We start from the raw sequence: 12372 nt of genomic DNA, 5'->3' as shown, positions 1-12372 counted from the left end.
GTCCGCGGCGGCCGCGGATCACACCCAGCCGGCCCCCCGGGAGATGCGGATCGCGTCGATGAGGTTGCGCGCGCCGGTCTTGCGGGTCGCCGCGGCCATGTAGTTGCGCACCGTCCCGCTCGCCAGGTGCAGTGAACGGGCGATCTCGGCGATGGAATCGCCCTCCGCGGCCCGGGCCAGCACGCTGAGTTCCCGCGGGCTCAGCGGTAAGGGGTCGGCCTCCATGAAGGCGGAGGCCAGCGAGGCGTCGATGAACCGTTCCCCCGCGGCGACCTTCCGGACCGCCCGGACGAGCCGCCCCGGCGAGCCGTCCTTGTCCACGTAGCCGAGGGCCTCGGCCCGGAAGGCCCGGTGGAGGGAACCGGGTGCTCCGGTCGACGCGAGGACCAGGACCGGCGACGGGGACGCGAGGACCTGGCGGTCCGCGCGCCCGTCGTCGGCCAGGACGGCAGTGGTCCCCGGACAGTCGAGGTCGACGACCGTCACATCTGGTCGTATGGAATCGGCCTGGCGCACGGCGGTCCGCCAGCCCGCCGACGTGACCTCGAAGCGCCCTTCCGATCTGAGCAGGGCGGCCAGTGCCGACCTGACCAGGCTGACGCTGTGCAGGACGAGGACCTTCGTCATCAGTGCTCTCCTCGGTAGACGTACCAACCGCACCACGGGTGCCCCCGATCAGGGGTGATGGAACGTCACTGCGGGGGGCGTGCAGGGGCTCACGGACAACTTGGCCGAGATACCCGGGGAATCGGCTTCCCTTAGGCGGGTAACCCCCTTGAAGACCGGGGCCCGTACCGCCCTGCCCGCCCCTCCGGCCGGGATCACACCTCGCCGCGCCAGGCTCCCGTCTCCACCCCGCGCGACTCGATGAACAGCTTGAACCGCTTCAGATCGCCCGTCACCTGACGCTTGACGAAGCCGAGCTTGTCGGCGGCCGTCTCGGCCAGACCGTCGGGCACCCAGTTCATGTGCAGGACGACCTTCGTGGTGGTCGCGTCGATCGGCTGGAAGACGACCAGCCCGGCCTGGCGGGCCTCCCCGTCGACCGTCATCCACGCGACGCGCCGGTCCGGGAGCTGCTCGGTGATCTGCGCGTCGAACTCGCGCTGCACACCGTTCACGTTCGTCACCCAGTGGGTGAGCGTATCCGTGCGCTGGTCGACGCGTTCGACCCCCTCCATGAAGGCGGGGAACTCCTCGAACTGCGTCCACTGGTTGTAGGCCGTGCGTACGGGGACGTTGACCTCGACGTACTCCTCGACGTGCGACATGTGCACCTCTTCCGTGTGGTGGGCGGCCCCGCACCCTGGGGTGCGGGTCGTCCGTCAGGACGTCTTGAGGCGCGGCTACCCGGCCCGGAGCGGAAAACGCCGCGGCCGGCACGATTCAGCCGTACGCCACCGTCACCTCGCGGAAGCCCAGGGAGCGCAGCAGGCCCTCCAGCATCGACGTGGTGTTCTGCTCGGCGCGCTCCACGAGACCGCTGTCGCGGGCCGCTTCGTTGATGTGCTGCGCGGCGAGCTTCTGCACGGCCTGCTCGCCCGCCGGGTTGTCGGAGAACAGGTCGCCGAGCCGGTCCAGCAGGCCCCGCTGCTTCGACACCGCGTACGAGCGGGCCGGGTCGAGGGCCGCGGTGCCGAGCACCGCGTGCGGCAGCCGGATCGAGGCCTTGGTGCGGTCGCCGTTCACGGTGACGCTCCGCTCGTCCAGCCCGCCGAGGTCGACGTAGCCCCCGACGGTGCCGGCGCCCACGTACAGGGTGCGGGTGCCGCGGATCACGTCCGGCAGCAGCGCCGCGTCCTTCTCCAGGTCCACGACCACCTGGAAGTTGCCGACGGCGGCCTCGTAACGGTCCATGTCCTGGATCGACTTGAGCAGCGCGGGACCGGAGCGGTCCCGGGTGTCCTCGCCGAAGAGGCCGCCGAATCCCGGAACCAGGCTGAAGCGCTCCGCGAGCACGATCAGCACCACGACCACCGCCAGACCGACGGCGATCCGCCCCCACCACGGGCGCCACGAGCCGCCCGGCCGAGCCGAAGAGGTTTCCATGCACCACGGATACCCCGTGGACGCGGCTCCAGCGCGGATCCGCGTACCCGGGCTACCGGTGCCGGGCGAGGGACTGTACGAGGACGATCAGGGCGAAGCCGATGACGAGCAGGTGCACCCAGGCGGGCCCGGGCGCCGGGGTGAGGGACAGGGTGGTGAGCTGATGGGAGGTCATGTCGCGCGTGTGCCCGCGGCGGCGGGATTCACGCCCGGGGTACCGCGCAGGCGGGCGGTCCGGTCCGACGGGGCCGGCGGTCAGCGTCCCGTGGGCCTGCCGGACACCAGCCGGGCGGCGTCGATCTCGGCCCAGACGGCCTTCCCGCCCTCGTGCGTCTGTGCGCCCCAGCGGTCGGAGAGCCGCTCCACGATGTGCAGCCCGTGGCCGCCCGGGAGGCCGCGCTGCGGCGCCGGGTGGGGAAAGGGCAGCGTCGTCGTACCGTCGCACACCTCGATGCGCAGGCATTCCCCGGACGTGAGCACGAGCTCCTGACAACCGCCCGCGTGCAGCGAGGCGTTGGTCAGCAGCTCGGACACGAGGAGCAGGGTGTCCTCGGAGGTCTCGGTCCCGTCCCAGCCCCAGTCCTTCAGGGCCTGGCGCGTGAAGTCGCGGCCCTTGGCCACGGAGCCGCGGACGCCCGTCAGGGCGAGCCGACGGCGCTGCCCCCGGACGGGAACAGCGGCGCCCACGGTATCGCCCGTTTCCGGACCGATGGTCTCCACTGTGGTCTTTCACCCCCACGTCGACTCTGGACTCTGCTCTCGGTACTTGCCCGTGACAGTCTAGGCGACCGCCGCTCTCAGAGCGTCGCCATGTGGAGCCGCAGCGTGAAGCCGCTCTCCATGGCACGGACCTCGACCAGATCGCAGAGCTGGTGGATCATCCACAGTCCGCGGCCTCCGCGGGCCGACGCCAGGGAAGGGCGGCGGCGCCCGGCCAGGGGGTCGGCCAGGCGACCGCCGTCGTGGATCTCGGCGACGACTCCCGCTCCCGATCCGGCCCCGGCTCCGGCTCCGGTGGTGGTCCACAGCCGGAGGGTGCCCTTCCCGCCTCCGTGGGAGAGGGAGTTGGCCGCCGCCTCGCTGATGGCCAGGACGAGGTCGCCGCGCCGCGCCGGGGTCAGGGCCGTGCCGCGCGCCCAGTTCTCGGCGTGCTCGCGCACCTCGGCCAGCCCTCCGGGGGCGTAGTCGAGCCGGGACACCTCGCCGTCGTGCTCGGGCAGGGGGAGATCGCAGTCGCCGCTGACTTCGGAGGCGTCGGTGTAGGCGGGGCTCCGCAGGTCCCGGCCCTCCTCGATCAGCGTGGGGTGGGTGCGCCGGGCGTCGGCCACCACCGAGGGCGCGAGCCCCCGTACGTCGTACGGGCACAGGATGGTGGCCGGCCGGCCGGCGAAGGCCGTGTTGATGAGGGCCTCGTGGCGGGTGGCCTCCAGCACCTCCGCGGGGGAGCGGCCGGGCCAGATCGGCTCGCCGACGATCCGGGCCGCCCGGCCCGCGTGCCGGTCGGCGAAGTCCTGCAGGGCGGCCAGGATGCGCCCGGGATTGCGGCCCAGCTCCGTCATGTCCGTCCAGGCGATCTCGGCCCCGCCCGTGTCGAGGCTCTCGCGCAGGGCGTCCAGGTGCGGGCCCGGCACGGCGACGAGCACCGGCTCGTCGGCCGACAGGGCCGTCCGTACGAAGCCACCCACACCGGTGAGGTACTCGTCGAGATCCCGGTAGAAGAGGGCGGGGTGGACGAAGGCCCCGGGCCCGGGGGGCGCAGGAACAGTGATCATGCTGCGACCTCCAGCGCGGCGCATTCGTCCGGGAACATCTCCACTACCTTGCGCAGCGAGTATGGCGGGTCGTGGAGCAGCAGGCGCCGCCCCTGCCCTTTGAGGGCGGCCGACGCCTGCACCAGGGCGGCGACCGCGGCCGTGTCGAGGAAGGCCACGGCGGAGAGGTCGAGGTGGACGACGGGCCCGGGTATCCCGGTCACGACGCCGAGCGCGGCGGACAGGGCCTGCCGGGTGTCGAGGTCACAGCTGCCGCTCAGGCGTGCGCCGGGCCGACCCGACAGCGGCAGGACGGTCAGGGGCGCCGCCGCGCCCCTTCCCGCTCCTGCTCCCGTTCCCGTCCGCAGGGAGGTCATGGCCCGGCCCTATACCGTGAGCATGCCGGCGCGCAGGCGGGCCAGGGTCCGGGACAGGATGCGGGAGACCTGCATCTGCGAGATGCCCAGTTCGGCGCCGATCTCGGCCTGGGTCTTCTCCTCGCCGAAGCGCATCTGCAGGATCCACCGGTCGCGTTCGTCCAGTTGCTCCAGCAGGGGCGCGAGGGTGTGGAACTCCTCGAAGAGCTCCATGGCGGGGTCGACCTCGCCGAGGCGTTCCGCCAGCGGCCGCGTCGTCGGGCTCGCCGTGGACGTCGCGTCGCTCTCCGCGCCGGCGGTGTCGAGGGAACCGCTCGTGTAGCCGTTCGCGGCCACCAGCCCGTCGATGACCTCCTCCTCGGACAGCTTCAGGTGGCGCGCGACCTCCTTGACCGTCGGCGCCCTGCCCAGGTCGTCGGTCAGGGTCTCCTGGGCCTTGGCGAGTTCCATGCGCAGTTCCTGCAGGCGCCGCGGGACGTGCACGGCCCAGGTGGTGTCGCGGAAGTAGCGCTTGATCTCACCGGTGATGTAGGGGAGGGCGAGGGTGGAGAACTCGACCTCGCGCTCCAGGTCGTAGCGGTCGATGGCCTTGATCAGGCCTATCGTCCCCACTTGGATGATGTCGTCCATGTCGAGACCCCCGCCGGCCGCCCGGGAGCGGAACCTGCGCGCGGCGAACTGCACGAGGGAGAGATTCATCTCGATCAGGGTGTTGCGCGTGTACTGGTACTCGCGCGTCCCCTCCTCCAGCGTGCGCAGCTTCCCGAAGAAGAGCCGCGACAGTTCGCGTGCGTCGGCGGGAGCCATCTCCCGCGCGTTCTCCACATGAAGCAGGTCCTCGTCCTGCGTTGGTGCTCCCGCGGTGCCTCGGTCACAAGCAGGGACGTGCGCCTCTGTTGCACGAATGGGGCCTACTGCGGTGGACGAGCGAGACATGGTGGCCGCTCCCTCCCGATTGACTGACGGCTGCCCGGGCCCTTCTGCCCCGACTTCGCGGTTCTACACAGCTCAGCGGAATTACTTTTTCCGCAGGGTCGCGCCGCCCGGCCGAAGGAGGGCCGACTCGGACGGGGGCGGCCGCGTCGACGCGATGAGCAGGCATACTCCCTGAGGACGACGTACAGACGTACAGGCGGCGATCCGGGGAGGCGGACATGACCGGAGCAAGGGACGCGCACCAGCAGGGTGTGGTCGGGGAGGCCTACCCGGCGGGGACCGGGTGGGTGGTGGCGGCCCACGGGGAACTCGACCAGGACACGCTGGCGCCGCTGGAGGAGGCACTCACCGCCGCCACCGACCGGTACCCGCTGGTGGTGCTGGACGCCGGCGCCATCACCTTCGGGGACTCCTCGTTCCTGAACCTGCTGCTGCGTGTGCACCACCTCACCGCCCTGCGCATCGCCGCCCCCGGCGAGCAGCTGCGCCGGCTATTCGCGGTGACCGGCGCCGATACCGTGCTCTCCCTGCACGCGAGCGTCGAGGACGCACTGGGGGCGTGAGGCCCGGGCGGCCCGGCGCGCGGGCAGCCTGCCGAGGGTGTGCCCCGCGGCCTGATGCGCTGCCTCCGGTGTGATCGACTGGGGTCCGTCGTCCCTGCGGTGGCGTTAGCCTTCACCCGACCGGTGCCCGGGCGATGTCGGAATCCCGACAGAGCCGGGCGCTCCGGCGCGCCCTGATGCCAGGGGCCCGTCCTGTCCCGGGTGTCGGTGCAAGTGAGATCGAGAGTGAGGTTGGCGGATGGCCGAGCGGGCGGGCACGGATTCACTGAACGGGGTGCCGTCTTTGCCGGGTGACGGCGGGATCGGCGAGTCGGAGCTGCGGCAGCTGCTGGCCGGGCTGACCGCCGTACGCGACGGGGACTTCCGCACCCGGCTGCCCGATACGGCGGACGGGCTGCTCGGGGAGATCGCCACCGTCTTCAACGGGATGGCCGACCAACTGTCGCTGTTCACTTCCGAGGTGACCCGGGTGGCCCGCGAGGTGGGCACCGAGGGCACCCTGGGCGGCCAGGCCCACGTGCCGGGCGTCGGGGGCGCCTGGCTGGACCTCACGGATTCGGTCAACTTCATGGCCGGAAACCTCACGGCCCAGGTGCGCTCGATCGCCCAGGTCGCGACCGCCGTGGCCAAGGGCGACCTCTCGCAGAAGATCAACGTCACGGCCCGCGGGGAGATCCTGGAGCTGAAGGAGACCATCAACACGATGGTCGACCAGCTCTCCGGGTTCGCCGGGGAGGTGACGCGCGTGGCCCGCGAGGTCGGCACCGAGGGCCGGCTCGGCGGCCAGGCGGACGTCATGGGCGTCTCCGGGACCTGGAAGGACCTGACGGAATCGGTCAACGTCATGGCCGACAACCTGACCGCCCAGGTGCGCTCGATCGCCGAGGTCACCACCGCCGTGGCTCAGGGCGACCTCACGCAGAAGATCCGGGTGGACGCGCGCGGGGAGATCCTGGAGCTGAAGGAGACCATCAACACGATGGTCGACCAGCTGTCCGCGTTCGCCGACGAGGTGACGCGGGTGGCCCGCGACGTCGGCACCGAGGGCAACCTGGGCGGCCAGGCCACGGTCCGGGGGGTCTCCGGCACCTGGAAGGACCTCACCGACAACGTCAACGTCATGGCCTCCAACCTGACCGGCCAGGTGCGGTCGATCGCCCAGGTGGCCACCGCCGTGGCTCGCGGGGACCTCTCACAGAAGATCGTGGTGGAGGCGAAGGGCGAGGTCGCCGCGCTGGCCGGGGTCATCAACACGATGGTCGACACGCTCTCCGCCTTCGCCGACGAGGTGACGCGCGTGGCCCGCGAGGTCGGCACCGAGGGCCGGCTCGGAGGCCAGGCGCACGTCCCCCATGTGGCCGGGACCTGGAAGGACCTCACCGACAACGTCAACTCCATGGCGAACAACCTCACGGGCCAGGTCCGCAACATCGCCCTCGTCACGACGGCCGTCGCCAACGGCGACCTGTCCAAGAAGATCGACGTGGACGCCCGCGGGGAGATCCTGGAACTGAAGACGACCATCAACACGATGGTCGACCAGCTGTCCGCCTTCGCGGCGGAGGTCACCCGGGTCGCCCGCGAGGTCGGCAGCGAGGGCCGGCTCGGCGGCCAGGCCGAGGTCGAGGGCGTCTCCGGCACCTGGAAGCGTCTGACCGAGAACGTCAACGAGCTGGCCGGCAACCTGACCCGGCAGGTCCGGGCCATCGCCGAGGTCGCCAGCGCGGTCGCCGAGGGCGACCTGACGCGTTCGATCACGGTCGACGCCTCGGGTGAGGTCGCCGAACTCAAGGACAACATCAACTCCATGGTCGGTTCGCTCCGCGAGAGCACCCGGGCCAACCAGGAGCAGGACTGGCTCAAGTCCAACCTGGCCCGCATCTCCGGCCTGATGCAGGGCCACCGGGGTCTCGCCGCCGTCGCCGAACTCGTCATGGACGAACTGACGCCGCTCGTCGCCGCCCAGTACGGCGCCTTCTACCTCGCCGAGGACGGCCCCGGCGGCACGGTGCTCACCCTCGTCGGCTCCTACGGACGGTCCGCGGACGCCGAGGAGCGCGTCACCTTCGCCCTCGGCGAGTCCCTCGTCGGGCAGGCGGCCCGCAGCCACCGGATCATCGCCACCGACCAGGTCCCCGGCGGCTACGTCATCTCCTCCGGGCTGGGCCACACCACCCCCGGCAGCCTCATCATCCTCCCGATCGTGGTGGACGAGCAGGTGCTCGGAGTGATCGAACTCGCCTCCTTCACCGCCTTCACCCCCGTGCACCGCGACTTCCTGGCCCAGCTGATGGAGACCATCGGCGCCAACGTCAACACGATCGTCGCCAACGCACGGACCGACGAGCTCCTCGGCGAGTCCCAGAGACTCGCCGGCGAACTCCAGGCCCGCTCGGAGGAACTCCAGGTCCAGCAGGAGGAACTCCAGCGTTCCAACGCCGAGTTGGAGGAGAAGGCCGCCCTCCTCGCCAGCCAGAACAGCGACATCGAGGCCAAGAACCTGGAGATCGAGCAGGCCCGGCAGGAACTGGAGACCCGCGCACAGCAGTTGTCGCTCGCCTCCACCTACAAGTCCGAGTTCCTGGCCAACATGAGCCACGAGCTGCGCACCCCGCTCAACAGCCTCCTCATCCTCGCCCAGCTGCTCGCCCAGAACCCCGCCCGCAACCTCACCCCCAAGCAGGTCGAGTACGCGGGCATCATCCACTCGGCCGGCTCGGACCTGCTCCAGCTGATCAACGACATCCTCGACCTGTCCAAGGTCGAGGCCGGGAAGATGGACATCAACCCCGAGCGCGTCGACCTGCCCCAGCTGCTCGAGTACGTCGATGCCACCTTCCGGCCGATGACCACCCAGAAGAGCCTCGACTTCACCGTCACCACCGCCCCGGACGCCCCCGACGACCTGCTCACCGACGACTCGCGGCTGCGCCAGATCCTGCGCAACCTGCTGTCCAACGCCGTCAAGTTCACCGAGCGCGGCGGCGTCGAGCTCCGGATCGAACCGGCCACGGCCTCCGAGATGCCCGCCGGGCTTCCCCGGCGCGGGCCCATGCTGGCCTTCCGGGTACGGGACACGGGCATCGGCATCCCCGCACAGCAGCTGGAGTCCGTCTTCGGGGCCTTCCAGCAGGCCGACGGCACCACCAGCCGCAAGTACGGGGGCACCGGCCTCGGGCTCTCCATCAGCCGTGAGATCGCCCAGCTGCTCGGCGGGGCCGTCACCGCGGAGAGCACACCCGGCCAGGGCAGCACCTTCACCCTCTACCTGCCGGTCAGCCGCGCGGCCTACGAGGACGCCCCCGACCCCGACGCCCCCGCGGAGCCCTCGTACGCGGACGCCTCCGGGCAGGCCGCTCCGGGCCGTCCCGGCACGCCCGTGCTCCCGGCGCAGCGGCGGGCCCGCCGCCTGCTCGTGATCGAGGAACGGTCGGGCGGGCTGCTCTCCCTGGTCGCCGAGAGCGCCGGCCGGGACTTCGCCCCCCGCCATCAGACGACGCGCGAGCACCCCGGCATCCACGTGGTCGGCGTCACGAGCTCACGGGAGGCCGCCGCCGCCCTGGCGTCCGACTCCTTCCACTGCGTGGTCCTGGAGCTGGACATGCCCGACGGCGAGGCACTGCGCTTCCTCGACGCGCTCGACGGGGACCCGGCCCTCTCCTCGCTCCCCGTCCTCGCCCACAACAACCCGCGGGGCAGGACCGGCCAGGAGGAGGCCCTGCGGGAGCGGCCCGGGGCCCGCCACGTGGAACTGCTGTCCAGCCTCGACGAGTTGCGCGAACGCATCGCGCTCCACCTGTCCGCCGAACAGCCGGGGGACGTGCTGCCCCTCGTACAGGGAGACAGCCAACGGCAGCAGGCGGCCCACGTGCTCGACGGCGACCTGGCCGGACGTACCGTCCTCGTCGTCGACGACGACGCGCGCAACCTCTTCGCCCTCAGCGGGGTCCTGGAACTGCACGGCATGCGCGTGGTCCACGCCGAGGACGGCCGCAAGGGCATCGACGCCCTCACCCACCACGCGGGCGTCGACCTCATCCTGATGGACGTGATGATGCCCGAGATGGACGGCTACGCCGCCACCGCCGAGATCCGGCAGATGCCGGCGTACGCGGGCCTGCCCATCATCGCGGTCACCGCCAAGGCGATGCCCGGGGACCGGGAGAAGAGCCTCGCCGCGGGCGCCAGCGACTACGTGACGAAGCCGGTGGACGCCGACGACCTCATCGGCCGCGTCCGGTACTGGCTCACGCGATGACCGGCGACACGCAGCCCCACGACGGTGCGCGCCCGCAGCCGACGCCGGTCGGCGACCCGGCGGCCGGCGTCGTCCCCCACCAGGTCCCGACCCCGATGGGACGCCTCGTCGCTACCGTGGAACGGCTGCGCCGGGAGGTCCTGGAGGCACAGGCCGCCGCCGACGGCCGCGCCCTGGTCGAGCTGGCCAAGGGCATCCTGATCGGGCAGTTGCACTGCACGCCGGCCGCGGCCGCGCGCCAGCTCGACCTGCTGTGCCGGGAGAGCGGGACCTCCCCGCTCGAACTCGCCGCCGACATCGTCAACCAGGCGTCCCGCGACCACGTCAGCGAGATCGCCGCCGCGTTCGTCGAGCGCGCCGGGACGGACGAGGACCCGGCCGAGCCGTACTCCACCGTGTCGGTCCGGCTGCGCACCGCCGAGAGCGGCATGCTGGCGGCCGACGCCGACACCCAGGCGGTGGCCGACTCCCTCCTGACGAACGCCCTGAGCCCGCTGGGAGCGGTCGCCGTCGCCGTGTGGACGGCGGTGCCCGACGGCTCGCTGGCCCTCGCCGGCCACGCCGGGTTCCCGCCCGGGGAGGCCGTGCGCTGGCGCCACGTCCCCCCGGGCGTCTCCACCGTCGCCCGCCTGGCGCTGCGCGAGCGCCGCCTGGTCACCCTCCCCCGCCTCAAGCGCGAGGGGCTGCCCTCGATCGGCCACCTGCAGTGGCCCGACGGCGGCCGGATGGCCGTACCGACGGGGACGGGCGGACGCATCCACGGCGTCCTGGAGATCTGCTGGCCGCAGCCCCTGGCGCCGCAGCCGCCGCAGATCGAGCGCCAGGTCGAGGCCCTCGCCGAGCTGTGCGCCCGGACGATGGACGCCGCACCCCCGCGCGAGCTCGCGGCCACCGAAGGGGTGCTCCCGGACGTCGCGGAGCTCATCGACCTCGCCGAAGGACTGCAGGACCCCGCCGTGGTGCTCACTCCGGTCCTCGACGCCGAGGGCCGGCTCGGCGACTTCCGGATCCGGCACGTGGGCAGCCGGTTCGTCGACCCGGTGGGACGGCCGCGCGGCGATGTCAACGGCGCGCTGCTGCTGGAGGCCTATCCGATGGCCGCCGGCGAGAGCGGGCTGTTCGACATCATCGAGCGCGTGCACGCGACGGGGGAGGCGTTCAGGGCCGAACGCATGAGCCTGACCGCGCTCGTCGACCAGATCCCGCTCACCTCGGTCGCGGACATCAGCGTCAGCCGTCACGGTTCCGCCGTCCTGCTGATCTGGCGGATCGAGGACGAGCGGGCCCGGCTGGCCAACCTCCTCCAGCACGCCCAGCGCCTGGGCCGCATCGGCGGTTTCGAGGAAAATCTCGCCACCGGGGAGACCACCTGGAACGCGCAGCTCTACGCCCTGCACGGACTTCCCGCCACCGCGCCCCCGGTCCGGCTGAGGGAACTGCCCGGGCACGCCCATCCGGACGACTCCGCCGCCCTCGACCGCTTCCTGCGGGCGCTGCTCCGCCACTGCCGTCCCGCCTCCGTCAACTTCCGCCTCCAGAGGTCCGACGGGATCACCCGCCACATCCGGGTCGTCGCCGAGCCCGTACTCGACGCGGACCAGCGGCTGCACGCCGTGCGCGGCGCCTACCAGGACATTTCCGCCCAGCACTGGACCGAGGTCGCGCTGGCCGCGACCAGGGACCAGCTCGCCCACAGCGAGGCGGAATCCGCCGAACGCAACCGGCTGGCCCTCCAGCTCCAGCACGCCATCATGCCCCCCACGCCACCGGCCATCGAGGCCCCGGGCCTGCGGGTCGCCGTCCGCTACCGGCCGGCGGAGACCGAGTCGCTCGTCGGCGGCGACTGGTACGACACCGTGGTCCTGCCCTCCGGACTGATCATGCTGTCCGTCGGTGACGTCGCCGGACACGGCATCGAGGCGGCCACCGGCATGGTCGTGCTGCGCAACGCCCTGCGCGGCCTCGCCGTCACGGGCGCGGGCCCCGCCCAGCTGCTGTCCTGGCTCAACACGGTCACCCACCACCTGGCCAAGCACGTGACGGCCACCGCCGTCTGCGGGCTCTTCGACCCGAGGACCCGGGTGATGCGCTGGGCGCGTGCGGGGCACCTGCCGCCCGTACTGCTGCGCGGGGGCGGGGCCGACGCGTTCCCGCTGATCGAGGGCCTGCTCCTCGGCGCGCTGCCGGACGTCACGTACGTCGAGCGGGAGGTGCGGCTCGAACCGGACGACACGCTGCTGATGTTCACGGACGGACTGGTGGAACGGCGGGACTGCTCGGTCCAGGACTCGCTGGGCCATCTGGTGCAGGCGGCGGCCGCCGGAGCCGGGGATCTGGACGGGCGGCTGGACCGCCTGCTCGCCCAGAGCCGGTCCGACACGGACGACGACACGTGCGTGATCGGCATCCAGGTCGGCTGAGGCCGCCGCCGCCGCACT

At 72.1% G+C, this 12372-nt stretch carries 11 protein-coding genes; 3 read left to right on the top strand and 8 right to left on the bottom strand.

The genetic code is table 11. The features are described from left to right. Nucleotides 1–18 precede the first annotated feature (18 nt). The 8 genes from IF88_RS0108400 to IF88_RS0108365 form a co-directional block, all read right to left on the bottom strand. Complete coding sequence (locus IF88_RS0108400) at nucleotides 19–627, bottom strand: response regulator transcription factor (protein WP_030708855.1); 609 nt, start codon at nucleotides 625–627, stop codon at nucleotides 19–21. A gap of 194 nt (nucleotides 628–821) precedes the next feature. After that, nucleotides 822–1271, bottom strand: a complete 450-nt coding sequence (locus tag IF88_RS0108395; protein ID WP_030708853.1) for an SRPBCC family protein — start codon at nucleotides 1269–1271, stop codon at nucleotides 822–824. A 115-nt stretch (nucleotides 1272–1386) separates the two neighbouring features. Next, nucleotides 1387–2049 (bottom strand): DUF4230 domain-containing protein, encoded by a 663-nt coding sequence (locus IF88_RS0108390; RefSeq protein WP_030708851.1) that lies wholly within the window; start codon nucleotides 2047–2049, stop codon nucleotides 1387–1389. Nucleotides 2050–2101: 52 nt separating this feature from the next. Further along, nucleotides 2102–2224, bottom strand: a complete 123-nt coding sequence (locus tag IF88_RS49000) for a hypothetical protein (protein ID WP_267884484.1) — start codon at nucleotides 2222–2224, stop codon at nucleotides 2102–2104. A gap of 80 nt (nucleotides 2225–2304) precedes the next feature. Then, nucleotides 2305–2769 carry an ATP-binding protein gene (locus IF88_RS0108380; protein WP_030708850.1) on the bottom strand — a complete coding sequence of 155 codons (465 nt, stop codon included), beginning with the start codon at nucleotides 2767–2769 and terminating at the stop codon, nucleotides 2305–2307. A 77-nt stretch (nucleotides 2770–2846) separates the two neighbouring features. After that, nucleotides 2847–3821, bottom strand: a complete 975-nt coding sequence (locus IF88_RS0108375; RefSeq protein WP_030708849.1) for a sensor histidine kinase — start codon at nucleotides 3819–3821, stop codon at nucleotides 2847–2849. After that, complete coding sequence (locus IF88_RS0108370; RefSeq protein WP_030708848.1) at nucleotides 3818–4177, bottom strand: STAS domain-containing protein; 360 nt, start codon at nucleotides 4175–4177, stop codon at nucleotides 3818–3820. The genes IF88_RS0108375 and IF88_RS0108370 overlap by 4 nt, the downstream gene beginning before the upstream one ends. A gap of 9 nt (nucleotides 4178–4186) precedes the next feature. After that, nucleotides 4187–5113: a SigB/SigF/SigG family RNA polymerase sigma factor gene (locus IF88_RS0108365; RefSeq protein WP_030708846.1), complete on the bottom strand. Its 927-nt coding sequence runs from the start codon at nucleotides 5111–5113 to the stop codon at nucleotides 4187–4189. A 218-nt stretch (nucleotides 5114–5331) separates the two neighbouring features. On the opposite strand from IF88_RS0108365, the gene IF88_RS0108360 reads away from it, so the two are divergent. The 3 genes from IF88_RS0108360 to IF88_RS0108350 all read left to right on the top strand — a co-directional run bounded on the left by IF88_RS0108360 (nucleotide 5332) and on the right by IF88_RS0108350 (nucleotide 12354). Continuing rightward, entirely contained in the window at nucleotides 5332–5676 is a 345-nt protein-coding gene (locus tag IF88_RS0108360; RefSeq protein ID WP_030708844.1) for an STAS domain-containing protein, read from the top strand. A gap of 238 nt (nucleotides 5677–5914) precedes the next feature. After that, nucleotides 5915–9934 carry a HAMP domain-containing protein gene (locus tag IF88_RS0108355; RefSeq protein WP_030708842.1) on the top strand — a complete coding sequence of 1340 codons (4020 nt, stop codon included), beginning with the start codon at nucleotides 5915–5917 and terminating at the stop codon, nucleotides 9932–9934. Beyond that, nucleotides 9931–12354, top strand: a complete 2424-nt coding sequence (locus IF88_RS0108350; protein WP_030708840.1) for a SpoIIE family protein phosphatase — start codon at nucleotides 9931–9933, stop codon at nucleotides 12352–12354. Before IF88_RS0108355 ends, IF88_RS0108350 begins: the two co-directional genes overlap by 4 nt. The last annotated feature ends 18 nt before the right edge of the window (nucleotides 12355–12372 follow it).

The organism is Streptomyces sp. NRRL F-2580, from assembly GCF_000720115.1.
Classification (GTDB): domain Bacteria; phylum Actinomycetota; class Actinomycetes; order Streptomycetales; family Streptomycetaceae; genus Streptomyces.
The sequence above is the reverse complement of the archived record's forward strand: the minus strand, read 5'-3'. Positions and strand labels throughout refer to the sequence as shown.